Origin of the sequence: Mycolicibacterium mageritense, assembly GCF_010727475.1 — a bacterium.
GTDB classification, from domain to species: Bacteria; Actinomycetota; Actinomycetes; order Mycobacteriales; family Mycobacteriaceae; genus Mycobacterium; species Mycobacterium mageritense.
On sequence record NZ_AP022567.1, the window covers coordinates 87081 to 112737 of the forward strand.

Genomic DNA, 25657 nt, shown 5'->3' on the forward strand with positions numbered 1-25657 from the left:
TATGCCGAGGGCAGCCGCGCTGACCGCGACTGACAGTGGTCAGCGCCGTGCGTCATACCAGCGCGCTCGTTCGCACGAGACCAAGCGCGGTCTGGTGCAGGCGGCAATGGCGCTGTGGCGGACCAACGGGTATGCCGGCACCACCGTTGCCGACATCTGCCGCGCCGCCGGGGTGTCCCGCGCACTGTTCTACTTCTACTTCCCGGCCAAGGAAGACGTGCTGTTCGAGGTCGGAGTGCTGTCCACCAGGTCTGCACAGAAACGCGTGCGCGCATTGCTCGAGACCGATTACGACGTGATCGCGGTCGTCACCGAAGCACTGCGCAGCCTGGAACAGTCGATGTCACGCAACCCGCCGGAGCTGATCATCGAGACGGTCCTGGAGGGCTACCGCCATGAGCACCGCATCCTGGCCGGCGGCGCAGGCCCGGATGAGGCAGACGCCGACATGTTCGGCGAGCTGTTCGCCAAGGCCCAGGCGGACGGCAAACTCGCGGCGCACATCGACGTGGCACACCTGTCGCAGCTGGCACAGGTCATCGTCAGTGCGGGCGTACGGCATTGGGCCGGAGGCAGTTACGGCGGCCGGTCGTTCACCGACGTCGTGGCCGCCGACCTCGCCGCGTTGATCACCGGTTTCAACACCGTCACCCAGTAGATCGAGGAGCCACCATGGCATGGGATTTCGAGACCGACCCCGAATACCAGAAGGTGTTGGACTGGGCGGACGAGTTCGTCCGCGACCAGGTCGAGCCGCTCGACCTGGTGTGGCCGCACCAGCAGTTCACCCCGCTGACGGGCAAGCGCCGTGAGGCCGTCGATCCGCTCAAGGACGAGGTACGCCGCCAGGGACTGTGGGCCACCCACCTCGGTCCGGAACTTGGCGGCCAGGGCTACGGCCAGCTCAAACTGGCCCTGCTCAACGAGATTCTCGGCCGCTCCCAATGGGCGCCGATCATCTTCGGTTGTCAAGCCCCGGATACCGGGAACGCCGAGATCATCGCGCACTACGGCACGCAAGAGCAGAAGGATCGTTATCTGCGACCGTTGCTCGACGGTGAGCTCTTCTCGTGCTATTCGATGACCGAGCCGCACGCCGGCGCGGATCCCACGCTGTTCACCACCCGTGCGGTGCGCGACGGCGACGACTGGGTGATAAACGGCTGGAAGTTCTTCTCCTCCAACGCCAAGACCGCATCGTTTCTGATCGTGATGGTGGTGACCAACCCGGACGTGAGCGCGTACCAGGGCATGTCGATGTTCCTGGTGCCCACCGACACCCCCGGGGTCAAGATCGTGCGCAACGTGGGCCTACACGGCGAACGCGACAACGAAGGCTCGCACGCGCTGATCCACTACGACAACGTTCGGGTGCCCGACGAAGCGCTGCTCGGTGGCGAGGGGAAGGCGTTTGTCATAGCCCAGACTCGGTTGGGCGGCGGTCGCATCCATCACGCCATGCGGACGATCGGCCTGGCCCGAAAGGCGCTGGACATGATGTGCGAGCGGGCACTGAGCCGCGAGACACAGGGCAGCAAGCTGGCCGACAAACAGTTCGTGCAGGGGTACATTGCCGATTCGTACGCGCAGCTGCTGCAGTTCCGGCTGATGGTGCTCTACACCGCGTGGGAGATCGACAGGTACAACGACTACAAGTTGGTCCGCAAGGATATCGCAGCCGTGAAGGTGGTGATGCCGACGGTGCTACACGACATCGCCTGGCGGGCAATGCAAATCCACGGCGCCCTCGGTGTCACCAACGAGATGCCGTTCCTGGGTATGGTCACCGGTGCCGCGGTCATGGGGCTGGCCGACGGGCCGACCGAGGTGCACAAGACCACCGTCGCACGCCAGGTGTTGCGCGACCATCGACCGACCGACGACACCTGGCCGACCGAGTGGATCCCGCGCAAGCGCGAGGCGGCCCGGGCCCGGTTCGCCGACTACCTGGAAGCAGAAGTAGGGAATCAGTGAGTGAGATAGACGTTGCACGGCTGGCAGATTGGATGGACGACGCCGGCCTGCCCGGTACAGGCGAGCCGTTGTCCGCGCACTTCCTGTCCGGCGGCACCCAGAACGTCATCTACGAGATTCGCCGCGGCGAGGAAACCTGCGTGCTGCGCATGCCGCCGCCCGGTGCACCACCCGACCGCGACAAGGGCATCCTGCGGGAGTGGCGCATCATCGAAGCGCTCGACGGCACCGATGTCCCGCACACCGCAGCCGTCGGCGTGTGTGCGGACCCCGACGTGCTGGGCCGGCCCTTCTATCTGATGGGTTTCGTCGACGGCTGGTCGCCGATGGATCAACACAGCCGGTGGCCCGAACCGTTCCACAGCGACCTCACCGCCCGTCCCGGCCTGAGTTATCAACTGGCCGAGGGGGTCGCGCTGTTGTCCCGCGTGGATTGGCAGGCACGTGGCCTCGGTGATCTCGGCCGGCCCGACGGTTTTCACGAGCGCCAGGTCGACCGCTGGATCGGTTTTCTTCAGCGCATCAAGACCCGCGAGCTGCCAGGGCTTGACGTCGCCACCGGATGGCTGCGGACGCACCGCCCACTGGATTTCATCCCCGGGCTCATGCACGGCGACTACCAGTTCGCCAACGTGATGTACCGCCACGGCGCACCCGCACAGCTGGCGGCCATCGTCGACTGGGAGATGGGCACAGTCGGCGATCCGAAACTCGATCTCGCGTGGATGGTGCAGTCGTGGCCGTCCGACATGGACAACCCACACGCATCAGAGATGGGATATGTGGACATGCGCGGGATGCCCTCGCGCGATCAGGTGGTCGCGCACTACGCCGAGGTGTCGGGCCGCCAGGTCGACGATCTGGACTACTACCTGGTGCTGGCGAAGTGGAAGCTGGCCATCGTGTTGGAGCAGGGCTTCCAACGTGCGGGCGACGACGAGAAACTGCTGGCATTCGGCCCGGTGGTGACCGAACTGATGCGCTCGGCGGCCGAGCTGGCCTCTTCCAGCGACTACCGGTGATCGCCGCAGTCTGTCCACACCATGGGCCGCCGGAGGTGGTGCGTGCGCAGGAGTGCCCCTCCCCCAGCCTGCAGGACGGTCAGGTCCGAATTCGCGTGGCCGCGGCAGCCGTCAACTTTCCCGACGTGCTCATGGTGGCCGACCGGTACCAGATCAGCGTCTCCCCACCGTTCATCCCCGGTAGCGAGTTCTCCGGCATGATCACCGAAACCTCCCCCGGCGTCTCCGATTTCACGGCCGGCGACCGAGTGACCGGCACGGGACTCTTCGGCGCGTTCGCCGAAGAGGTATGCGTTGAGGCCGACGGGCTGTCAGCCATTCCGGACGGCGTCGACGATCTCACGGCGGCAGCCTTCGGGGTGGCGCACAGCACTGCGTACCACTGCCTGCGATCGGTCGCGCGGGTGTCCGCCGGCGACGACGTGATCGTGCTGGGCGCCGGTGGCGGCGTGGGGCTGGCTGCCGTGCAGCTGGCTACGGCGCTCGGTGCCCGGGTGACCGCCGTGGCATCGTCAGTCGAGAAGCTCGGTGTTGCAGCCGGTTACGGGGCCACGTATGTGGTGGACCATACGAACGGTGATGTGCGCGCGGCACTTCGCGAGGCCCTCCCGGACGGCGCGCACGCCGTCGTCGACCCCGTCGGCGGTGAGCTGTCCGAGCCCGCGTTGCGATCGTTGCGCCGCGGCGGGCGGTTCGTGACAGTCGGCTACGCCTCCGGCGTCATCCCCCGTATACCGCTGAATCTCGTCCTGTTGAAAGGCATCCATATCCTCGGATTCCACTTCCAGGACGTGCCACCACACGAGTTCGTGCGCAACGAAACCGAGTTGCGCGAACTGTTCACCTCCGGTGCCGTGGCACCGCATATCAGTGCGGTGTATCCGCTCACTCAGACAGCGGCCGCCCTGCGGGTGGTCGCCGACGGGCGCGCGGTCGGCAAGGTCGTCATCGATCTTTCGGCAAACACGCCGCCACGACGTGATCATGCCGTTACATCACGCCCAATCACTGTAACGGCGACGGGACCGTGGGGCAATCCTTGACCGGGCGATCTCCAGCCTGCTAAGCAGATGCACAGCACCTTCAATCCGGTCAGGAGATCAGCTGTGCCCACGTCAACCGAAGCCGATCTGTATTACGACCCGTACGACATCGACATCAACATGAATCCCCACGCGGTGTTCGCCCGGTTCAGGGAAGAAGCCCCGCTCTACTACAACGCCGAGCACGACTTCTATGCGCTGAGTCGCTACGACGACGTCAACAAAGCCGTCATCGACCACGACACGTTCATCTCCGGACGCGGAGCCCTGCTCGAGCTCATCAAGTTCGGCATGGAAATCCCGCCTGGCACATTGATCTTCGAGGATCCCCCGATCCACAACATCCACCGCAACCTGCTGTCACGAGTCTTCACGCCGCGCAAGGTTCTCGCGCTCGAACCTCAGATCCGCGAGTTCACCAGGCGGTGCCTGGACCCGTTGGTCGGCGCGGACAAGTTCGACTTCGTCAACGATCTCGGGGAACAGATGCCGATGCGGGTCATCGGTATGTTGCTCGGCATCCCCGAAGACCGGCAGCAGCAGATCACCGACCACGGTGAGGAGACGCTGCAGGGCAAGACGGTCGACTCGCTGGCCACCGGTGAGGTGTTCGCGGAGTTCATCGACTGGCGCGCCGAACACCCGTCCGACGACATCATGACCGACCTGCTCAACGCCGAGTTCACCGACGAGACCGGCACATTGCGCAAACTACGCCGCGATGAGCTGCTGCTGTACCTGACGGTCATTGCGACCGCCGGCTCCGAGACCACCACACGGCTGCTCGGCTGGGCAGGCAAGACCTTGGCCGAGGTTCCGGATCAGCGGCGTGACCTGGTCCAGGATCCCGACCTGATCCCACAGGCCATCGAGGAGATCCTGCGCTGGGAGCCGCCGGCGCTGCAACTCGCCCGCTACGTCACCCGCGACGTCGAGTACTACGGTCAGACCGTGCCGGAGGGTTCGGCGATGCTGCTGTTGGTTGGTGCGGCCAACCGAGACCACCGCAGGTTTCCACCTGACGGCGACGTCTTCGACATCCACCGGGAACATCGCTCACACCTGACGTTCGGTGCGGGAACGCACTTCTGCATGGGTAATGCGCTGGCGCGCTTGGAGCTTCGCATCGCCATGGAGGAGATCCTCAAGCGCTTTCCGGAGTGGCAGGTCGATTGGGCCAACGCGAAGCCGTCGGAGACCGCGGCTGTTCGCGGGTGGGCCGCCATGCCGACGTTCGTCTAGGCCTCGCGCGGTCCTCGCACACATCGACTCTGCGGTCAGGGCGCTGCCCACTCGCACTTTCACGCCCTGGGCGCAGACTCAACACGCGAAACGTCCTCGCGCACATCGACTCTGCAGTGAGGGCGCTGCCCACTCGCACTTTCACGCCCTGAGCGCAGACTCAACACACGAGTAGTCCGCCACTCAGCGCCCTCCACCCACTCAGCCCACCGCGATCAGGTCGGCCGGCACCGACCGGAAGGCCATAACACCGCACCGGAACGCCTCGGTGTAGCCGACGGAAACCGCGTCGGGGGCGTTCGCTGCCGCGAGCGCCTGTGCCTTGAAGGCGCGCGCGGCGGCCGAAAGTTCGTGGCGTACGGGATCAACGCTGAGTTCCGCCGGACAGCCGTCCCCCCACAGCGTGACTTCGGTCCGCCCCTGTTCGAGCGCGCCGAGGACTCCGCGCCGCACCCGCTCGTCGCTGTTGAAGAGATCCGCTGCGACAGCAACAGTTTGGGGATGCGGCCGGTCCTGCCACGACACCAAAACGCTCTCCAGGTCCATGGTGTCGACGCCAAGGATGTCGAGCGGTCGCACGTCTTCGTCGGCGCCGATCAGCACCGTGACGTCCCACCCCGCCATCACTCGGTCGACCAGCCACCCGCCGGCGAACCTGACCGCGTCGACCACGCAGGGTGCGACAACGTCGAGCCGGTACCGCATGTCGTCCTCCGATCTCACTGGTCTGCCTCTTCGGCCGGCACCTCGATCTCCCGGGCCAACATCTCGGCGTAACCCTTGAACACGTCCACCAGCGGCAGTGAGGGATCGAGTAACCACGAGGTCTCCATTCCGTTGACGAAAGCGAGAATCTCCACGGCCTTGGTGGCCGCGTCGAAGTCTTGGCGGTAGCGCCCGCTGAGCTGTCCGCGCCGGATGATGTCGGTGACGATGTCGCGGGCATCCTGCTGACGCTTCAGCAGGCGGTCGTGCAATGGCGCGTCGGGCTGGATGTTCTCGACCAACAGCACCGTGAAGGTGCCCACCAGTTCGGGCGCGCGTTCGAACCGCTCGGCCACGCGCGTGATCTCCTCGGCGAGATCGCCCGACCGGTCGGCGTGAATGTCGTCGTCATAGTCGCGGGCGTCGAGCACCGCGTTGAGCAATTGTTCTTTCGACTCGAAGTGGTGCAGCAGACCGGCCGAGGTGACACCGGCTTCCTTGGCGATCTGCGCGAGTGAGGTGTTGCGCCATCCGTTGCGCGCCAACAGTCGTTCGGCGACCGAGAGGATGCGCTGCCTGCGGTCCTCGCCCTTGGCGAGGAGCGACTCGTAAGGCCGTTGCCCACGGGCCCCGGAAAGGGAGGTCACCGGACTCCTTCGATTCAAACCAACCTAGTGAACACACAGTAGGTAGGTTTGCAGCGTGTGACAAGGGTCTCACCAGGATTAATTCCCGTCGACCGTCACATTTCTCGCCGGCTCATTTGCTGGCTATTGCTACAAGCCCAACGACTTCGCGATGATCACCTTCATGACTTCGCTGGTACCGGCGTAGATTCGGGCCACCCGAGCATCGGTGTACAACCGCGCGATCGGGTACTCCATCATGTAGCCATAACCGCCGAAAAGCTGCAGACAACGGTCGATCACCCGGGCCTGCATCTCGGTGCAGAAGAGTTTCACGCGGGCCGCGTCAGCACCCGACAGCTCGCCGTCGACATGCAGCGTCACCGCCCGGTCGAGCATGGCCTGGGCAGCCTCGACCTCTGTCGAACAGGCGGCCAACTCGAACTTGGTGTTCTGGAACGAGGCGACGGGCGTGCCGAACGCCTTGCGATTCTGCGTGTAGTCGATGGCCGCCGCGATCGCCGAGCGCGCCTGGGCCACGGAGCCGACTGCGACGGTCAGCCGTTCCTGCGGCAGGTTGTGTCCCAGGTAGCTGAAAGCCTCACCGTCGGCCCCAAGCACATTCGCCGCGGGCACGCGGACGTCGGCGAACGACAGCTCCGCGGTGTCCTGCACCTTGCAGCCCATCTTCTCCAGCTCGCGGCCCCGCGTGAACCCCGCCATGCCGTCCTCGACCACCAACAGGGTCAAGCCTTTTCGGCGATTCTCCGGGTCGGTGGACGTCCGCGCGACGACGATGACGAGGTCGGCCTGGATCCCGCCGGTGATGAAGGTCTTGGCGCCGTTGAGGATGTAGTCGTCGCCGTCGCGCACGGCGGTGGTCCGCATGCCCGCCAGGTCGGAGCCGGTGCCCGGTTCGGTCATCGCCACCGCGGTCAGCAACGTCCCGTCCGCAAGGCCGGGGAACCAACGCCGGCGCTGCTCGGAGTTCGCGTAGTGCAGGAAGTACGGCAGGATCACCTCGAGCTGGGTGCGGACGGTGGACAATGTCACGAATGCGCGGGCCGCCTCTTCCTGCAGCACCACGTTGTAGCGGTAGTCGGAAATTCCTGCGCCACCGTACTCCTCGGGGATGGCCATGCCGAGCATGCCCAATGCGCCCATCTGTTTGAAGACGTCGCGTGGCATCCGACCGGCCTTCTCCCAGTCCGGATAGGCGGGAACGACCTCTTTCTCGACGAAATCCCGTGCCAGAGTCCGGAATGCCTCGTGATCCTCGTTGAACAGGCTTCGCTGCACTCACATCTCCTCAGGCGAGCAGTTCGACCAGCGTGGCATTGGCGGTACCGCCGCCCTCACACATGGTCTGCAGTCCGTAACGAATTCCGTTGTCGCGCATGTGGTTGATCATCCGGGTCATGAGCACCGCACCCGACGCCCCCAGCGGATGCCCGAGGGCGATCGCCCCGCCCAGTGGATTGAGCTTGGCCTCGTCGGCGCCGGTCTCGGCCAGCCAGGCCAGTGGCACGGGTGCGAACGCCTCGTTGACCTCGAACACCCCGACCTCGGCGAGCCGTACGCCGGCCTTGTGCAGCACCTTCTCGGTCGCCGGGATTGGCCCGGTCAGCATCAACACCGGATCCGCGCCGGTCACCGCACCGGCGCGGTACCGTACGATCGGCGAAAGGCCCATGGCCACAGCATTTTCCGCGGTCATCACCAGCAGTGCGGCGGCACCGTCGGAAATCTGCGACGAGTTGCCCGCATGGATCACGCCGTCCTCCGTGAACGCCGGCTTCAGCCCGGCCAACTTCTCGACGGTGGTCCCCCGCCGCACGCCTTCGTCGTCGACCACCGGATCACCGTCATCCGGGAACACCGTGATCGTCTGCGTCTCGAAGGCTCGGCTGTCCTGCGCGGCGGCCGCTCGTGCGTGCGACGCGGCGGAGTACTCATCGAGCCGGGTCCGGCTGAAACCCCATTTCTGAGCGATCATCTCAGCCGAGATACCTTGGTTGAACGCGAAACCTTTATACCGGTCAAGCACTTTCGGGCCATAGGGTTGGCCGGTGGCGCGGGCCGCGCCCAGTGGAACGCGGCTCATCACCTCGACCCCGCCGGCCACCACGACGTCCTGCTGTCCCGACATCACGGCGTGCACCGCGAAATCCAGGGCCTGCTGGCTGGACCCGCAGGCGCGGTTCACCGTGGTGCCCGGGATGTGCTCGGGCCAGCCCGCGGCGAGCACCGAGAATCGACCGATGTTGCTGGACTGGTCTCCGACCTGGGACACGCAGCCCCACACCACATCGTCGATGATGTCGGGACTGATGCCCGTGCGTTCGACGAGCGCGTTGAGGACGAGTGCGGACAGGTCGGCGGCGTGGAACCCGGACAATCCGCCGTTGCGTTTGCCGACCGGGGTGCGGACGGCGTCGACGATGACTGTTTCACGCATGGCGAGTGCTCCGATCTCGAGATGTCGGGTATTGCGGGCCGATCGCACCCTGTTCGCGCAGCTCGGCGATCTCGTCGGCGGTCATACCCATATCCGTCAGGATGGCATCGGTGTGCTCGCCGAGGCCGGGAACCGCGCCCATCGGTTGTTCGAATCCCGTGATCACCGGCGGCGGCAGCAGAGCGGAGATCTCACCGTTCGGGGTCGCGACGGGCCGCCAGCGGTCCCGGTCTTTGAGGTGCTGATGGGCGACCACCTCACTGGGCCGGTTGTAGCGCGAGTTGCCGATACCCGCTTCGTCGGCGATCTGCTGGATCTCGGCGAGGTCGTGCTGTGCGCACCACGCTGCGATCGCGTCGGTGAGCACGTCGCGGCCCGCGCAGCGGTCGGAATTGGTGGCGAACCGCGGATCGTCGGCCAGATCCGGTCGGTCGATGATCTCGCGTGCCAGCCGCTGCCATTCCCGGTCGTTGGTGGTGCCGAGCACCACGGTCTGTCCGTCACGCGTCGGAAACGCCCCGTACGGGGACACGGCCGGCGAGCTCATCCCGAGTGGCTGCTGGTCGACACCGGAATGCTGGGTGTAGGTCAGCGGATAGCCCATGATGTCGGTCATGGTGTCGAACAGGCTGACCGCAACGGCCGGGGCAGGCCCGTTCTCGTGCCGCCGTGAGCGGCCGAGCAAAAGCGCCATGATCGACAGTGCGGCATAAAGACCCGTCGAGATGTCGGCGACCGGCGGCCCGGGTTTGGCCGGCTGGTCCGGATACCCGGTGACCGCGCACGCCCCCGATTCGGCCTGAACCAGCAGGTCGTAGGCGCGCTTGTGCGACAGCGGACCGCCGGTGCCGTACCCGTCGATCTCGACGGGTATCAACCGCGGATGGCGCTCGGCCAGATCGGCGGGCCCGAGCCCCATACGCGCGGTCGCGCCCGGCGCCAGATTGGACACCAACGCGTCGGCCCCCTCGAGCAACCGGTGCAACACCGCCATGCCTGCGGCTGACTTCAGGTCGAGGGTGATCGATTCCTTGCCGCGGTTGGCCCAGACAAAGTGGGCGGCAAGGCCGTTCACCACATCGTCGTAGTCGCGGGCGAAGTCTCCGCCCTTCGGGTTCTCGACCTTGATCACCCGAGCCCCGAAGTCTGCGAGCACCCGCGTGCACATCGGGGCCGACACCGCCTGTTCCAGTGCCACGATTGTGATCCCGGCCAGCGGCGCGGTCTGAGATTCGCTCACAGGCTCACATAACCATGCCGCCGTCGACCGGCAGCACCTGCCCGGTGATGTACGACGCGGCATCGGAGGCCAGGAAGACGAACGCTCCGGCAACTTCCTCGGCTTGGGCCCACCGCTTCAACGGGATCCGGTTCATCATGTTGGCCGCGAACTTCTCATTGGTGCGGATGGTCTCGGTCATCGGTGTCGCCGCAAGCGGCGCCAGCGCGTTGACCATGATGTTCTTGGGCGCCAGTTCCCGCGCGAGCGATTTGGTGAAGCCGATGATGGCTGCCTTGGCCGCCGAGTAGTTGACCTGGCCAAGGGTTCCGGTGATCCCCGCCGACGACGTGACGTTGATGACGCGCCCCGTGCCGTCCGTCGGCAGGTGCGGCAATGCGGCCTGGGTGACGTGGAACGTTCCCATCACATGAACGTCGAACGTCAACCGGAACGTCTCGTCGGTCAGCTTGGGAAACATCGCGGGCGACGTGACGCCCGCGTTGTTGACGACGATGTGCAGGTTGCCTTCGCCGAGCGCGGCCGCCTGCGCTGCGGCGGCCACCGCGGCGTCGCGGTCGTTCACGTCGAGCGCGGCACTGTCGGCCTTCCCGCCTCCGGCGGCGGTATTGGATTTGCCGCCTCCGGCGGCGGTGTTGATCCGTTCGGCAACCACGGCCGCCGCGTCACCACTGATGTCGGTGACGAGCACCGCCGCACCCGCCGCGGCCAGCGCCTCGGATACGGCGGCACCGATGCCGGCACCCGCGCCCGTCACCAGTGCCGAGCGTCCGGTCAGATCGAAATAGGTTCTCATCGAACGAGTTGTCTCCTCAGTAGCTCTTGGGCAGGCCGAGCACATTGGCACCGAGGAAGTTCAGGATCATCTCCTGGCTCACCGGAGCGATCTTCATCAGTCGCGACTCGCGGAAGAACCGCGAGATGTTGTACTCCTCGGAGTAACCCATGCCGCCATGCGTCTGCAGCGCACGGTCCGCAGCGGTGAACCCGGCGTCCGCGCACAAGTACTTGGCCATGTTGGCCTCACGGCCGCAGGGCTTTCCGTTGTCGTAGAGCCAGGTGGCCTTGCGCAGCACGAGCTCGGCGGCGTCGAGCCGGGCCAGCGAGTCCGCCAGCGGAAACTGGATGCCCTGGTTCATGCCGATGGGACGGTCGAACACGACCCGCTCGTTGGCGTACTGCACGGCCCGGTCCAGCGCGACCCGCCCGATGCCCAACGCCTCGGCCGCGATGAGCATCCGCTCGGGGTTGAGCCCGTGCAGGAGGTAGCTGAACCCTTTGCCCTCTTCACCGATCCGATGCTCGACGGGCACCCGCAGATCGTCGATGAACAGTTCGTTGGAGCTCACGGCGTTGCGGCCCATCTTGCGGATCGGCCGGATGTCGACGTGATCGCGGTCGAGGTCGGTGAGGAACAGCGACAGCCCGTCTGTCGGCTTCTGCGCCTCCTCACGCGGCGTCGTACGCGTCAGCAGCAGGATCTTCTCGGATTCGAGTGCTTTTGAGATCCACACCTTGCGGCCGTTCACCACATAGCTGTCACCGTCCCGCCTGGCGAATGTGGTGATGCGCGAAGTATCGAGGCCCGCACCAGGTTCGGTGACGCCGAAACACACATGCAGGTCGCCGCCCGCGATCCGGGGCAGAGTCTCCGCCTTCATCTCGTCGGAACCGAACACCACGACGGGCTGCATACCGAAGATCGACATGTGGATGGAGCTGGCGGCGTTCATGCCGCCGCCCGAGCGGGCAACCTCCTCGGCCAGGATGGTCGCCTCGGTGATGCCGAGGCCGTGGCCACCGTATTCCTCCGGGATGGTCATTCCGAGCCAGCCACCGCCGGCGATGGCGTCGTAGAACTCTTGCGGGAATTCGTGGGCCTGGTCCTTCTCCATCCAGTAGTGGTCGCCGAACTTGGCCGCCAGCTCCGCGACCGAGGCACGGATCAGCTGCTGATCCTCGGTCAGTTCGAAGTTCATCCCACCCGACACGTCGCGGTCTCTCCTTCAGTCTTTGGCGCCGGCAACGGCTTTGGCGTTGGCCTGGAAGTCGGCAAACGTGGTGCCGGTCTTCTCCTTGTGGCTCAGTGCACGGATCGACACGTCATGCCCCTCGGCAGCCTTGCGCAGCGCGCCGACCGTCGCCTGGTCTTTCGGAACGTGCGCGAACGGGTCGAAGTGGTACAGCCGCATGGCGTTCTCGTGGGTGATCTTGTTGATCTCGTCGTCGGGCACGTTGTAAGTGTCGAACACCGCGGCGAGTTCTTCTGGTGCACCGGGCCACATCGAGTCTGAGTGCGGGTAGTCCATTTCCCAGCAGATGTTGTCGACACCGATCTCATGGCGGTTCTTCACGCCGATGGGGTCGGAGATGAAGCACGTCATGAAGTGCTCCCGGAACACCTCGGACGGCAACTTGCCGCCGAAATTCTGGTGCGTCCACGTCGAATGCATGTCGTAGGTCCGGTCGACCCGGTCCAGGAAGTACGGAATCCAGCCGGTCCCGCCCTCCGACAGTGCGATCTTGAGATCCGGGTAGGCCTTGATGGGCGCGGACCACAGCAGGTCGGCCGCGGCTTGCACGATGTTCATGGGCTGCAGCGTGATCATCACGTCCATCGGCGCGTCCGGCGCGGTGATCGCGAGCTTGCCCGACGACCCGATGTGCACGTTCATCACCGTGTCGGTGTCACACAAGGCCTCCCACAACGGCTTCCAGTACTCCAGGTCATGGAAGCTGGGATAGCCGAGGGTCGACGGGTTCTCGGTGAAGGTCAGCGAGTGCACGCCTTTCTTCGACACGCGCCGCACCTCGTCGGCACACAGCTGCGGATCCCAGATCGCCGGCAGCGCCATGGGGATGAAGCGGCCCGGGTTGGATCCGCACCACTCGTCGATGTGCCAGTCGTTGTAAGCCTGTACGAGCGCCAGCGAGAACTCGGAATCGTCGGTGGCGAACAGGCGCGCGGCGAAACCGGGGAACGACGGGAAGTTCATGGTCGCCAAGACCCCGCCGGCGTTCATGTCCTTGACCCGCTCGTCGGGGTCATAGCAGCCCTTGCGGATCTCATCGAGGCCTTGCGGCTCCAACCCGTATTCCTCTTTCGGGCGGCCCGCCACGGCGTTGAGCGCGACGTTGGGGATCACGGTGTCGCGGAACTGCCACGTGTCGGACCCGTCCGGGTTGTGCACGAGCCGGGGCGCCTCATCCCGGTACTTCTCCGGCAGGTGGTTCTTGAACATGTTCGGCGGCTCGATGATGTGGTCGTCCACGCTGATCAAGATCATGTCGTCTTTGTTCATGACTGCTCCGTTCCGCTCGCCAACCGATTCTCCACTTCAGAAAACTAGCTTCTCGCCAAACGAGAATCAATGTCTGACCGCGCTGACGAGCGCGAATACCCAGGTCATCCCGCGGGTTGCCACGCTCCCATTGACCGTCGGAGAAAAAGATGGAAACCTCTTAGTCCGAAATGAGAACATGATTCTCATCAACGAGAGTCATGGAGAGGAGGCCGGAACGTGCGCGTGCCCCCGCTGCCAGCCGACGAGTGGGACGACGACGTGCGACACGCACTCGCGGTCATGCTCCCCGAGGAGCGGCTCAACCCGGAAGGTGCCGGCACCGCACTGTCGACGCTGGCCCGCCACCCGCACCTGACCAAGGCGTTCCTGCGGTTCAGCAACCACCTGCTGTTCCGCTCGACGCTCGACGCCCGGCTCCGCGAGCTCGCGATCCTGCGGATCGCGCACCGCAGGCATTGCGAATACGAGTGGGCCCACCACGTTTTCATCGCCAAGGCCCAGGGGCTGACCGACGACGAGATCGCGGATATCCAGCTCGGCAAGGCCGCTGCCACGCTCGACCAGTTGGTGCTCGACGCCGTGGACGAACTCGATGAAGAGTCCCGCATCTCCGACGCCACGTGGGCGGCGCTGTGCGAGCACCTCGACGAACGTCAGCGCATGGACCTGGTTTTCACGATCGGCGGCTACGGCCTGATGGCCATGGCTTACAACACGTTCGGCATCCAGCCCGAACACGGCACGGCCGAACCCGGACCCCGAGAGAGAAGGTAGACAAGTGGCACATTTCCCGAAACCGGCTGTCGGCAGCTGGACCGAGAACTGGCCTGAATTGGGCACGGCCCCAGTCGATTACACCGATTCGATCGATCCCGAGCAGTGGAAGCTCGAACAGCAGGCGATCTTCCGCAGGCTCTGGTTGCACGTCGGCCGGGTCGAGCGACTTCCCAAGACGGGCAGCTACTTCACCCGCGAGATGCCGTCGGTGGGCCCCGGCACGTCGATCATCGTCAACAAGGACAAAGACGGCACCATTCGCGCCTTCTACAACATGTGCCGCCATCGCGGCAACAAGCTGGTCTGGAACGACTACCCCGGCGAGGAAGTCTCGGGCAGCTGCCGACAGTTCACCTGCAAGTACCACGCGTGGCGCTATGCACTCAACGGGGATCTCACGTTCATCCAGCAGGAGCAGGAGTTCTTCGACGTCGACAAGGCCGACTATCCGCTCAAGCCAGTGCGCTGCGAGGTGTGGGAAGGCTTCATCTTCGTCAACTTCGACGACGACGCCGAGCCGCTGCGGGATTACCTCGGCGACTTCGCAAAGGGTTTGGAAGGCTACCCCTTCCACGAGATGACCGAGGTGTACAGCTACCGCTCGGAGATCAAGGCCAACTGGAAGCTCTTCATCGACGCGTTCGTCGAGTTCTACCACGCACCGATCCTGCACATGAAGCAGGCCACCAAGGAGGAGGCCGAGAAGCTCGCCAAGGTCGGATTCGAGGCGCTGCACTACGACATCAAGGATCAGCACTCGATGATCTCGTCCTGGGGCGGCATGAGCCCGCCCAAGGATCTCAACATGGTCAAGCCCATCGAGCGCATCCTCCACAGCGGCCTGTTCGGCCCGTGGGACCGTCCCGACATCAAGGGCATCCTGCCCGACGAGCTGCCGCCCGCGGTCAACCCCGCGCGCCAGAAGACCTGGGGTCAGGACTCCTTCGAGTTCTTCCCCAACTTCACGCTGCTGCTCTGGGTGCCGGGCTGGTACCTGACGTACAACTACTGGCCGACGGGCGTGGACACCCACATCTTCGAGGCCAACCTGTATTTCGTGCCGCCCAAGAACACCCGGCAGCGACTGTCCCAGGAGCTCGCCGCGGTCACGTTCAAGGAATACGCGCTGCAGGACGCCAACACCCTCGAAGCCACCCAGACTCAGATCGGCACCCGCGCGGTCACCGAATTCCCGCTGTGCGACCAGGAAATCCTGCTGCGGCACCTGCACCACACCGCGCACAAGTACGTCGATGCGTACAAGGCGGAAAAAGCAGTCAAGACCAATGGGAGCGTCGCGCATGTCTGAGACCAAAGAAGCCCTGCTGCCGGCGGAATTCGCCGACCTGGAACGGTTTTCCGACTGGATCCTGCCCACCGAGCCCGAGCGTTACGCCAAGCGGTTGGCGTCCTCGATGGAGGAGATGCAGGAGCTCTACGACGTCGGCATGGCCCGGCTGGAGGACGTCATGGTGTACCTGGACGCCCGCTTCCCGTTGCACGGCATGCCCGACGACGCCAAGCGGCTCATGCACCTGATGCAGTCGGTGGTGATGGTGAGCTTCCCGGTAGAGGTGTGGAAGCAGCCGCGCGTGCTCGACAGCGGCGCGGCATGGGTCGAGATCGTCCGGGAGCCGGTGGTCTAGAGGTGCTGACCCTCAAGGCTGCGGGCCTTCTCGACGTCGATGCCGGGACGATCATCCGCCCCGGCATCGTCTGTGTCGACGGGGACAGAATCGTGAGCGTCGGAACCGAGATTTCCCAGGGCTCCGAGGTGATCGATCTCGGCGACGCGATCCTGCTGCCCGGGCTGATGGACATGGAGGTCAACCTGCTCATGGGCGGGCGGGGCGAGAACCCCGGCCTGTCGCAGGTGCAGGATGATCCCCCGACCCGCGTGCTGCGGGCCGTGGGCAACGCCCGCCGCACGCTGCGGGCCGGGTTCACCACCGTGCGCAACCTCGGCCTGTTCGTCAAGACCGGCGGCTATCTGCTCGACGTCGCCCTGGGCAAAGCGATAGACGCCGGCTGGATCGAGGGTCCGCGTATCGTGCCCGCGGGCCACGCGATCACCCCGACGGGCGGTCATCTCGACCCCACGATGTTCGCCGCGTTCATGCCCGGTATCCTGGAGCTGACGATCGAGGAGGGCATCGCCAACGGCGTCGACGAGATCCGCAAAGCCGTGCGCTACCAGATCAAACACGGCGCGCAGCTGATCAAGGTGTGCTGCTCGGGCGGGGTCATGTCACTGACCGGAGAGGCCGGGGCGCAGCACTATTCGGACGAGGAGCTGCGGGCCATCGTCGACGAGGCGCACCGCCGTGGGCTGCGCGTCGCCGCCCACACGCACGGCGCCCAAGCCGTCAAGCACGCGGTGGCCTGCGGTATCGACTGCATCGAACACGGATTCCTGATGGACGACGAGGCCATCCAGATGCTCGTCGACCACGACCGGTTCCTGGTCACCACACGGCGACTGGCGCAGGCCATGGACGTTTCCAAGGCTCCGAAGGTGCTGCAGGACAAGGCAGCCGAGATGTTCCCCAAAGCCGAGACGTCGATCAAGGCCGCCTACGAGGCCGGGGTGAAGATCGCTGTCGGCACCGACGCCCCCGCCATCCCGCACGGGAAGAACGCCGACGAGCTGGTCACGCTGGTCGAGTGGGGCATGCCGCCGGCGGCCGTGCTGAAGGCGGCGACCGTGACGGCGGCCGAGCTGATCAACGCTGATGATCGCGGCCGTCTCGCCAACGGCCTGCTGGCCGACATCATCGCGGTACCCGGCGATCCACTGCAAGATATCAGCGTTACACGAGATGTGAAATTTGTAATGAAGGGAGGTAAGGTCTACCGCAATGAGTACGCCTAGAACTGACGACCTGGTGGAGATCCAGCAGCTGCTGGCCCGTTACGCCGTCACCATCACGCAGGGCGACATCGAAGGCCTGATCTCCGTGTTCACCCCGGACGGCACTTACAGCGCGTTCGGGGAAACCTATGCGCTGGAACGCTTCCCGGTGCTCGTCGACGCCGCCCCCAAAGGACTGTTCATGACCGGGACCGCGCTGGTGACCTTTGACGCCGACGATCATGACGCCGCGACCGGCACCCAGCCACTGTGCTTCATCGAGCACTCCACGCACGACATGCGCATCGGCTACTACAACGACACCTACCTGCGGACCCCCGAGGGCTGGCGACTGAGAACACGCGCCATGACGTTCATCCGGCGCAGCGGCGCGCACGACCACGGCAAACCGCACGCGATCGGTCGGCCGTCAGCATGACCGAACTGCATGATCCCGCCGCATTCCGTGCCGCCCTGGGGATCTGGCTCGACGAGCATGATCTGACGCCGCCGCCCGACCATTCACTGGCGGGGCACGTGCGGCAGTTCGCGCGTGTGCAAAGAGCTCTCTATGACGCCGGGTGGAGCCGCTACGGCTGGCCGGAGCACGCCGGCGGACTGGGCGGGCCGGCGATCCTGCGGGCGATCGTCGGCGAAGAGGTGGTGGGCCGCAGGCTGGCCGAACCGGGACCGTACTCGATGCTCGAGGTGCTGGCGCCGACGATGATCGACTACGCCCCGGCGGATCTGGCCGCGGAGATGGTTCCGAAACTGCTCAGCGGTGAAGAGCAGTGGTGCCAAGGTTTTTCCGAGCCGGGCTCGGGCAGCGACCTGGCGTCTTTGACCACCCGGGCCGAGCAGCGCGGTGACAAGTGGGTGGTGAACGGCCAGAAGGTGTGGACCAGCTTCGCCCAGTACTCGCACCGGTGCATCCTGCTCACCCGCACCGGTGCCGCCGAAACCCCCGATCACGATGCCCTCACTGCGTTCTTCGTCGACCTCGACTCGCCGGGTATCACGGTGCGGCCGTTGCAGACCATGCACGGCGTGGACGAGTTCTGCGAGGTGTATTTCGACGATGTCGAGGTCGACACGGGCCGCATGCTCGGCCAACCCGGGGACGGTTGGCAGCTGGCCATGGATCTGCTGCCGTATGAGCGCTCGACCTGCTTCTGGCAACGTATCGCCTACCTGTACTCGCGGTTCGACGCGTTGATCGGTGAGGTCAAAAGCCTTGGCCAAGTCGTGGATTCGGATATGGGCGAGGCCTACCTGGCGCTGCACACACTGCGCTGCCGGTCCCGTGCCACGCAGCACCGGCTGGCCGACGGACACAAGCTCGGCCCGGACACCTCGATCGACAAGGTGCTGCTCGCCGGTGCCGAACAGCAGCTCTACGACACCGCGCGGGATCTGTTGGCGGGCACGATCGAGCTCGACGACACCGAATGGCGCACCGAGTTCCTGTACTCGCGCGCCGCCACAATCTACGGCGGCACGGCCGAGGTGCAGCGCAACATCATCGCCCGCCGCCTACTCGACTTGGGGAAGGAGTGACCGATGGATCAGGAGTCGCTCGACCTGCTCGAAGAGGCATTGCGGAAGACCATGCTCTCGATTTCCGGCGCCGAGCTCGACTCTGCGCTCGCCGACCTCGGCTGGACTGACATGGTGGCCGACGTCCCCGACGTCGCGATACCACTGGTGTTCCGACTGTTGGGGGAAACCGGTTCGCACGCTTCGGTTCTCAACGACGTGCTGCTGGAGACCATCGGTGGTCTGCCCGGAGGCACCCCTCCCATGCCGTATACGGGTGGCGGTTGGGTCGTGTGGTCGCGCTCGAGCGTCACGGATCCGACCCTGGGCGGACTGCCGCTGCATCGGGTGCCCGATGGTGAGCTCATGCGGATGGGCGAGGCGCGCAAGGCCGTGGGCTGGTGGCTGGTCGGCTCGGCCCGGGCGATGCTCGCACTGGCCCGCACGCACGCGCTGGACCGGGTCCAGTTCGGCAAGCCGATCTCGTCATTCCAGGCCGTCCGTCACCGGCTGGCGGAAACCCTGGTCGCGATCGAGGGTGCGGAGGCGACGCTGAGCCTCCCGGGCTCCGAGAGCCCCGATCTCACCGCGATGCTGGCAAAGGCCGCCGCGGGCAAGGCCGCCCTGACCGCGGCCAAGCACTGCCAGCAGGTGCTCGGCGGCATCGGCTTCACCGCCGAACACGACCTGCACCACCACCTGAAGCGGGCCTTGGTTCTCGACGGATTGCTCGGCAGCTCACGCGAACTCACCCGCAAGGCAGGCGCAGGACTGAGGGCCCGCGGTTCGGCTCCCCGCCTGGCAGAGTTGTAACTTTTCCTTGGCGAGCGTGCGGGTCTGCTGCCCGACACGCCGCATCCCGGCGGCAGTTTCCGCACGCTCGTCGCGGGGTGAGCGTGCGTGAAACACTGCGTCGCGACGGCGTGTCGGCCGACAGACCCGCACGCTCGCGGTGATCAGGTGAGGGGCTCGGCGAACACCGTCGCGGTCGAACGGCCCCGCAGGACCGTCGAGCCCCGCACCACCCAGTGGTTCCCCTCGTCGGCGCCGGCGCTCGCCAGCGCGCTGCCCGAGCACAGCACTGCGGTATCCCAGTCCTTGGCGTGGTCGGCCAGCCGGGCCGCCTCGTTGACGGCGTCCCCGATCACCGTGTACTCGTACCGGTTCTCGGCGCCGATATTGCCCGCGAAAACCGACCCACATGAAATGCCCACGCCGAATTCGACATCGGGCAGCTCCCGCAATCTCGGCATCAATGCGCGCGCCGTCTCGAGGGCCGACGAGGCCGCGTTGTCGAGCCGCAGCGGCGCGCCGAACACCGCCAGCACGGCGTCCCCCTCGAACTTGTTGATCAGGCCGTGGTGGCTTTCCACGGTTTCGACCACGATCCGGAAGAACCCGTTGAGCAATTGGGCCACGTCCTGCGGTGGCCGCGAGGCGCCGAGCACCGTCGACCCCACCAGGTCGACATAGAGCACTGCGGCATCCCGGACGTCACCGCTGACCGCACCGCCTTGCTCCAGAGCATGTCGCGCCACGTCGACGCCGACATAACGGCCGAACAGTTCGCGCAACCGATTTCGCTCGGCCAGCCCCGCGACCATCCGGTTGAACCCGTATTGCAACCGGCCGATCTCCGATGGTTCGTACACCTTGACCGAGACCGCCGCCCAGCCCCGCTCGACCGCCTTCATCGCGAGCACGACCTCACGCACCGGATCGGATATCGACCGCGCGACAAGCACCATCGACCGCAATCCGAACAGCAACGAGACGACGGCGACCACCAGTACGGCGGCCTCCACCGGCGCGGTCTTCTGCACGAACCAGCCGTTGGATCGCGCCAACACGATCAACGCGATACCGACGGTCGGAAGACCACTGAACAGCACCCAGATGGTGATGAGCCGCCCCAGGATGCCCGGCATCGTCACGTGGGTGGCTGACGACGCGTTGAGCGACGCCGCGACGATGGGACGCAACATCCGCTGGGTCACGAGGAATCCCATGCATGCGGCCGCGACGCCACCGAACAGGATCGCCCCGCCCATCACATAGCCCACTCCCCCGCCGGCGCCGAGGTTCACCAGCGTGTACACGACCGCGCTCACCGCCCAGGTGCCGAACTGGATGACGGTCTGCCGCGGCCCGATCCGCATCGCGGCGCGCTGCTGTTGCGGCGTCGGATGCCGGCCCGCGGCAAACCATTTGAAGGTCGGGTACACGTTGACGTAGCCCACGACCGTATCGACGATTGCCGCCGCGGTCATCAAGGCGATCAGCGCGATCAGGTTGGCCGAGGTGAGCAGCTGCCGCGCATCGCCCACGGTGTTGCGGCTCAGCGCCAGCACCACAAGAGTCACCGCGACTGCCGCCGTGGTCTGCGCGTAGATCTGCCTGGCAGCGTAGGCCACGCTCAACCGGATGGCGTCCATCCGCGATGCTATTTGATGTTGGCCTTCATCTGCTCGATGTCGACGAGGACCGGCCAGCCACTGACGCTCAACGCATTTCCGTGGCCGGTCTGGTGGATGTCGAACACCGACTGGATCGCCGCATAGAAGCCCTGGATGTCCAACGTCTGGTTGACCGCACGTTTGGCCTGACGTAGTGCGAACGCCGGCATGGTGGCGATCTGGGCGGCCAATTCCCTGGTGCGGTCGTCGAGTTCGGCACGGGGCACGACGCGGTTGACCATGCCCGTGCGTTCGGCCTCCTCGGCGGTCAGCGCTCTACCCGTGAACAGGATCTCCTTGGCCTTGCGCGGGCCCAGTTCCCAGGTGTGACCGTGGTATTCGACACCGCCGATACCCATGAGCGCGACCGGGTCGGAGAACAGCGCGTCGTCTGCCGCCAGGATCAAGTCGCACGGCCAGCACAGCAACAGTCCACCGGATATACACCTGCCCTGTACGGCCGCGATCGACGGCTTCGGAACGTTACGCCAGCGCAGGGTGTACTCCAGGTATCGCCGGGCTTCATGCTCGATGATGAACTCGAGCGAGATCGTGTCCGGCACCGGCCCGCCGCCACGGAGATCGTGGCCCGCGGAGAAGTGCTTGCCGTTCGCCCGCAACACGATGACCTTGACGTCGGCGTCCTCGGCGGCCCTGGTCCATGCGGCGTCGAGCTCGTCGAGTAGTTCTGGGTTCTGCGCATTGGCGGCCTCAGGCCGGTTGAGGGTGATGGTGGCGATCGCATCGGCGGCGTCGTAGTCGATGTACACGTCGGTTCACTCCATGTCTATCGCGGCGTCTGTCCACGCGGCAGGCTCGGATACGACGCGATGCCCTCGTCGGGAAAAGCTTCAAAAATGCCCGCAATGAGAATAGTATTCTCATACTGAGAAAGTTACAATCTCCGACACGTTGACCGCGAGGGGGTCTGGCACCGCGATGGCAAGGCGTTCTCCGGTACAGTCAATCCATGTTCTCCCGACTCGACACACAGATGATCCGCCGGTGACCACCGCCGGCGATGAACCCGCATGGAAGCAGCGGGCTGTCGAGCGGTCCATCAAAACCGCGAAGCTGCGCGCTGCCCAGCGCGTCCAGCGCTTCCTGGACGCCGCACAGGCCATCATCATCGAAAAGGGCAGCACCGACTTCACGGTGCAAGAGGTCGTCGACCGCTCGCGGCAGTCGTTGCGCAGCTTCTACCTGCAATTCGACGGTAAACACGAGCTACTGCTCGCGCTTTTCGAAGATGCGCTGAGCCGTTCGGCCGACCAGATCCGCGCCGCCACCGCGAGCCACAGCGATCCCATCGACCGGCTCAAGGTGGCCATCCAGCTGCTCTTCGAGTCGTCTCGGCCGGACCCGGCCGCCAAGCGACCGCTGTTCACCGACTTCGCCCCGCGGCTGCTGGTATCCCACCCGGCCGAGGTGAAAGTCGCCCACGCGCCCCTGCTGGCCCTGCTCACCGAGCTCATGGAGGAGGCCGCCGATGCCGGCCAACTCCGCAAGGGCATCAGCCCGCGCCGCATGGCGGCCATGACCATGCAGACCGTGATGTTCGTCGCGCAATCCAGCGGAGGGACCGAGGACGGCGCCCCGCATCCGATCACCGCGGACGAAGTATGGGACTTCTGCGCCCACGGATTCGCCGCCGGCTGATCGAGAATTTTGTTCTTGATTCGGTAGAACTCACCTCACGCGTCGCACGCCCGGCCGCGGGTGGCCATCGATCGTGTCGACGCGATCCCGGACTCAGTCCGCTGTGAAACGACACTAGGGCCACACGATCACCAGGCCTTCGCGTCGGTGAGCGGGGGATTCAGAACGATTTTGACGCCCTCCCGAGAATATAATTCTGAAAATTCGAGAGTGCTAATTGCCAAAAGCGGTTCCGGCGTTGACACGGCGGGCACGCCGATGAAAGAGTGCTGAGCAGATGCACAACATGCGGGCATAGCGGCGTCACACCACGAACAGGAACCGAGGTAACCAATGTCAGGACGGGTCGAAGGCAAGGTCGCCTTTGTGACCGGCGCGGCGCGCGGTCAGGGGCGTAGCCACGCGGTGCGGTTGGCGCAGGAGGGCGCCGACATCATCGCCGTCGACATCTGTGGGCCGATTCGGCCGGGTGTGGACACCGCGATCCCGGCGTCGACGTCGGACGACCTCGCCGAAACCGCGAACCTGGTCAAGGGCCTCAACCGGCGCATCGTCACCGCAGAGGTCGACGTCCGCGACGCGGCCGCCGTCAAGGCCGCGGTCGACAGTGGCGTAGAACAGCTCGGCAGGCTCGACATCATCGTCGCCAACGCAGGCATCGGCAACGGCGGCGACACGCTCGATCAGACCAGCGAGCAGGACTGGGACGAGATGATCGACATCAATCTGTCCGGGGTGTGGAAGTCGGTCAAAGCCGGTGTGCCGCATCTGATTGCCGGCGGACGCGGCGGTTCCATCGTATTGACCAGCTCGGTCGGCGGCCTCAAGGCCTACCCACACTGCGGCAATTATGTTGCCGCCAAGCACGGCGTCGTCGGTCTGATGCGAGGTTTCGCCGTCGAACTCGGCCAGCACAACATCCGGGTCAACACCGTGCATCCCACGCACGTCGCAACCCCGATGCTGCACAACGAGGGCACATTCAAGATGTTCCGACCGGATCTGGAGAACCCCGGCCCCGACGACATGGCCCCGATCTGCCAGATGTTCCACACTCTGCCGGTTCCGTGGGTCGAGGCCGTCGACATCAGCAACGCGGTGCTGTTCCTGGCGTCCGACGAGGCCCGGTACATCACCGGCGTGACCCTGCCCGTCGACGCAGGCAGCTGCCTGAAGTAAGGGCCGGAATCCCTAGCCCGGCCCTAGCGTGAAGGCACCGGTCTGCGGGTGGGGGTACCAGCCACCCGCAGCCCGCGTGCCACCGTCCACGTGGATCGTCTGCCCGGTGATGTAACTCGACATCGAAGACGCGAGAAACACTGCTACCGAGGCAATTTCGTCGACATGCCCGGGCCTTCCAGCGGAATCGCGTCGGCGATCCCGCGCGGCAAGCCCTCCGGCGACAAGGCCAGCAGCCCTCCGGTGACAGTCAGATCCGGCGCCAGCGCATTGACCCTGATGCCGTGCGGCGCCAGCTCGGTCGCCGCGGTCTGCGTGTAGTTGACGACGCCGGCCTTCGCGGCCGCATAAGCTGCGTAGCCGGGCGCGGCCCGGACGCCCTCGATCGACGTCACATTGATGATGCTGCCCGGCAATTCGGCAGCAACCAACTGGCGGGCGACCCGTTGCGTGCACAGCAGCACATGACGCAAATTGCTGCGGTAGAGCGCATCCCAGCCGTTCTCTGTCGTCTCCAGCAGTGGCGAGGCGAAAACCCCGCCCGCATTGTTTACCAGGATGCGTACCGGACCGAGTTCGGAGATGGTTTGAGCCAGTGCGGCATCCACCTGATCAGCGTCCCGCACGTCGGTGACGATGCCCAACCCGTCGACGGATTCCGCTGCCGCCGCGCAACTCTGCACGTCGCGCTCCCACACCGCCACCCTGGCTCCGAAGGCGGCCAGGCCGGCCACGATGCCACGCCCGATACCGGCCCCGCCGCCGGTCACGACCGCGACCTGCCCGGTGAGCAGGATGTCAGAAGGGTTGATGGCCATGGTTGTTCAGCCTGGCGAGCCGTTTCGATGCAACACCGCGGAGACACTCACCACGTGGTCGGCACATGCCAGGTGGCCCGCAACGCCTCACCGTAGCGGGCTTGCTCCTCATGCCCGGGCATGGCGACGGTCGCGGCGAGGTATCGGCTGGTCTCGAACAGTTCGGGCGTGCATGCCACGCCGGTGATGCGCTCCGCGAGTGCGAAGCCCGCCGCACTGAGATCAATCGCGGCGACGTCCTCCGGTCCGGCGTCCAGTGGGATGCCGATGGCCCGCAGGCCATCCAGCACCACGTCGGGATCCGCGCCGAACCTCTCCGTCGGGAACAACAGGTCGAAATCCACGAGCAATCGCCCGTCGTGCCACCACTGAAATCGGTGCACGGCGTTGATATTCCGGAAGTGCGACACGACCGTCCGGTCGATGGACAGCGGCCCGATGAGACGTTCTGTGACACCCACGTAGCCGTTCGACTCCGCGATCAACGACCATCCGCCGTCGATCCCGGCGACGCCCAGCATCGCCTGATCGGGGTCGTAGCCTGCGCCCCAGTGCTCAACCGTACGGTCCAGGAGGGCATCGATACCCTGCAACAGGACCGGTGGGCCTGTCTCGAGCGAATGGGCGACCTGGTGGGGTTCGGCATCGCTGAGCACCGTGATGCAGTAGCTGTCGGCCCATTCCGGCCGCCAGGAACTCCACCACGCATAGTCGTCGGCTGTCGCGGTCAACCCGGCCCCTCCCCTGCAGGTGCGCACGTCGAGGG

General features: G+C 65.6%; 25 protein-coding genes and 1 pseudogene. 14 read left to right on the forward strand and 12 right to left on the reverse strand.

What is annotated here, in order from left to right; translation table 11 throughout:
• Position 1: 1 nt before the first annotated feature.
• From G6N67_RS00440 to G6N67_RS00460, 5 genes are read left to right on the forward strand one after another with little or no spacing between them, the layout of a single operon-like run.
• Positions 2-658 carry a TetR/AcrR family transcriptional regulator gene (locus tag G6N67_RS00440; protein ID WP_081812666.1) on the forward strand — a complete coding sequence of 219 codons (657 nt, stop codon included), beginning with the start codon at positions 2-4 and terminating at the stop codon, positions 656-658.
• A gap of 14 nt (positions 659-672) precedes the next feature.
• Positions 673-1974: an acyl-CoA dehydrogenase family protein gene (locus G6N67_RS00445; protein WP_036436191.1), complete on the forward strand. Its 1302-nt coding sequence runs from the start codon at positions 673-675 to the stop codon at positions 1972-1974.
• Between the two features lie 32 nt (positions 1975-2006).
• Positions 2007-2996: a phosphotransferase family protein gene (locus G6N67_RS00450; RefSeq protein WP_051578957.1), complete on the forward strand. Its 990-nt coding sequence runs from the start codon at positions 2007-2009 to the stop codon at positions 2994-2996.
• Complete coding sequence (locus G6N67_RS00455; protein ID WP_081812665.1) at positions 2993-4039, forward strand: NADPH:quinone oxidoreductase family protein; 1047 nt, start codon at positions 2993-2995, stop codon at positions 4037-4039. The genes G6N67_RS00450 and G6N67_RS00455 overlap by 4 nt, the downstream gene beginning before the upstream one ends.
• A gap of 27 nt (positions 4040-4066) precedes the next feature.
• The gene (locus G6N67_RS00460) at positions 4067-5281 is read left to right on the forward strand and encodes a cytochrome P450 (RefSeq protein WP_051578956.1); all 1215 of its coding nucleotides are present in this window, start codon (positions 4067-4069) and stop codon (positions 5279-5281) included.
• Between the two features lie 201 nt (positions 5282-5482).
• Here G6N67_RS00460 and G6N67_RS00465 read toward each other — a convergent pair whose 3' ends face one another.
• From G6N67_RS00465 to G6N67_RS00500, 8 genes are all read right to left on the reverse strand, one after another.
• The gene (locus G6N67_RS00465; RefSeq protein ID WP_036438258.1) at positions 5483-5986 is read right to left on the reverse strand and encodes a hypothetical protein; all 504 of its coding nucleotides are present in this window, start codon (positions 5984-5986) and stop codon (positions 5483-5485) included.
• A 14-nt stretch (positions 5987-6000) separates the two neighbouring features.
• Positions 6001-6633, reverse strand: a complete 633-nt coding sequence (locus G6N67_RS00470; RefSeq protein ID WP_036436186.1) for a TetR/AcrR family transcriptional regulator — start codon at positions 6631-6633, stop codon at positions 6001-6003.
• Positions 6634-6762: 129 nt separating this feature from the next.
• Positions 6763-7911: an acyl-CoA dehydrogenase family protein gene (locus G6N67_RS00475; protein ID WP_036436184.1), complete on the reverse strand. Its 1149-nt coding sequence runs from the start codon at positions 7909-7911 to the stop codon at positions 6763-6765.
• Between the two features lie 10 nt (positions 7912-7921).
• The gene (locus G6N67_RS00480; RefSeq protein ID WP_036436183.1) at positions 7922-9070 is read right to left on the reverse strand and encodes a thiolase family protein; all 1149 of its coding nucleotides are present in this window, start codon (positions 9068-9070) and stop codon (positions 7922-7924) included.
• A complete protein-coding gene (locus G6N67_RS00485) occupies positions 9063-10310 on the reverse strand; it encodes a CaiB/BaiF CoA transferase family protein (RefSeq protein ID WP_036436181.1) in 1248 nt (415 codons plus the stop codon). Before G6N67_RS00485 ends, G6N67_RS00480 begins: the two co-directional genes overlap by 8 nt.
• Positions 10311-10314: 4 nt before the next feature.
• Entirely contained in the window at positions 10315-11106 is a 792-nt protein-coding gene (locus G6N67_RS00490) for an SDR family NAD(P)-dependent oxidoreductase (protein ID WP_036436180.1), read from the reverse strand.
• Between the two features lie 16 nt (positions 11107-11122).
• A complete protein-coding gene (locus G6N67_RS00495) occupies positions 11123-12289 on the reverse strand; it encodes an acyl-CoA dehydrogenase family protein (RefSeq protein ID WP_036436177.1) in 1167 nt (388 codons plus the stop codon).
• Positions 12290-12316: 27 nt separating this feature from the next.
• Positions 12317-13612 carry an amidohydrolase family protein gene (locus G6N67_RS00500; protein ID WP_036436175.1) on the reverse strand — a complete coding sequence of 432 codons (1296 nt, stop codon included), beginning with the start codon at positions 13610-13612 and terminating at the stop codon, positions 12317-12319.
• A gap of 219 nt (positions 13613-13831) precedes the next feature.
• On the opposite strand from G6N67_RS00500, the gene G6N67_RS00505 reads away from it, so the two are divergent.
• From G6N67_RS00505 to G6N67_RS00535, 7 genes are read left to right on the forward strand one after another with little or no spacing between them, the layout of a single operon-like run.
• Positions 13832-14389, forward strand: a complete 558-nt coding sequence (locus G6N67_RS00505; RefSeq protein WP_036436174.1) for a carboxymuconolactone decarboxylase family protein — start codon at positions 13832-13834, stop codon at positions 14387-14389.
• 4 nt (positions 14390-14393) lie between these two features.
• Entirely contained in the window at positions 14394-15701 is a 1308-nt protein-coding gene (locus G6N67_RS00510; protein ID WP_036436172.1) for an SRPBCC family protein, read from the forward strand.
• On the forward strand, positions 15694-16038 hold the full coding sequence (locus tag G6N67_RS00515) for a hypothetical protein (RefSeq protein WP_036438257.1): 345 nt from the start codon (positions 15694-15696) through the stop codon (positions 16036-16038). Before G6N67_RS00510 ends, G6N67_RS00515 begins: the two co-directional genes overlap by 8 nt.
• A gap of 2 nt (positions 16039-16040) precedes the next feature.
• Positions 16041-17264, forward strand: a complete 1224-nt coding sequence (locus tag G6N67_RS00520) for a metal-dependent hydrolase family protein (RefSeq protein WP_036436170.1) — start codon at positions 16041-16043, stop codon at positions 17262-17264.
• The gene (locus tag G6N67_RS00525) at positions 17251-17682 is read left to right on the forward strand and encodes a nuclear transport factor 2 family protein (protein WP_036436168.1); all 432 of its coding nucleotides are present in this window, start codon (positions 17251-17253) and stop codon (positions 17680-17682) included. The genes G6N67_RS00520 and G6N67_RS00525 overlap by 14 nt, the downstream gene beginning before the upstream one ends.
• Complete coding sequence (locus G6N67_RS00530; RefSeq protein WP_036436167.1) at positions 17679-18800, forward strand: acyl-CoA dehydrogenase family protein; 1122 nt, start codon at positions 17679-17681, stop codon at positions 18798-18800. Before G6N67_RS00525 ends, G6N67_RS00530 begins: the two co-directional genes overlap by 4 nt.
• 3 nt (positions 18801-18803) lie before the next feature.
• Positions 18804-19592, forward strand: coding sequence for an acyl-CoA dehydrogenase family protein (locus G6N67_RS00535; RefSeq protein ID WP_036436165.1), 789 nt, complete (start codon positions 18804-18806; stop codon positions 19590-19592).
• Positions 19593-19735: 143 nt separating this feature from the next.
• Here G6N67_RS00535 and G6N67_RS00540 read toward each other — a convergent pair whose 3' ends face one another.
• Both G6N67_RS00540 and G6N67_RS00545 read right to left on the reverse strand, forming a co-directional pair.
• The gene (locus G6N67_RS00540; protein WP_036436163.1) at positions 19736-21214 is read right to left on the reverse strand and encodes an adenylate/guanylate cyclase domain-containing protein; all 1479 of its coding nucleotides are present in this window, start codon (positions 21212-21214) and stop codon (positions 19736-19738) included.
• Positions 21215-21222: 8 nt separating this feature from the next.
• Positions 21223-22005 (reverse strand): enoyl-CoA hydratase, encoded by a 783-nt coding sequence (locus tag G6N67_RS00545; RefSeq protein ID WP_036436160.1) that lies wholly within the window; start codon positions 22003-22005, stop codon positions 21223-21225.
• A gap of 169 nt (positions 22006-22174) precedes the next feature.
• Here G6N67_RS00545 and G6N67_RS00550 point away from each other — a divergent pair, with 169 nt between their 5' ends.
• Both G6N67_RS00550 and G6N67_RS00555 read left to right on the forward strand, forming a co-directional pair.
• A complete protein-coding gene (locus G6N67_RS00550) occupies positions 22175-22894 on the forward strand; it encodes a TetR/AcrR family transcriptional regulator (RefSeq protein ID WP_073903316.1) in 720 nt (239 codons plus the stop codon).
• A 333-nt stretch (positions 22895-23227) separates the two neighbouring features.
• Positions 23228-24073: a mycofactocin-coupled SDR family oxidoreductase gene (locus G6N67_RS00555; protein ID WP_036436156.1), complete on the forward strand. Its 846-nt coding sequence runs from the start codon at positions 23228-23230 to the stop codon at positions 24071-24073.
• A gap of 12 nt (positions 24074-24085) precedes the next feature.
• Here the strand turns inward: G6N67_RS00555 and G6N67_RS00560 are convergent.
• Both G6N67_RS00560 and G6N67_RS00565 read right to left on the reverse strand, forming a co-directional pair.
• Positions 24086-24891: pseudogene (locus G6N67_RS00560) on the reverse strand (SDR family NAD(P)-dependent oxidoreductase).
• Between the two features lie 47 nt (positions 24892-24938).
• A complete protein-coding gene (locus G6N67_RS00565) occupies positions 24939-25622 on the reverse strand; it encodes a DUF6461 domain-containing protein (protein WP_036436155.1) in 684 nt (227 codons plus the stop codon).
• Positions 25623-25657: the final 35 nt, after the last annotated feature.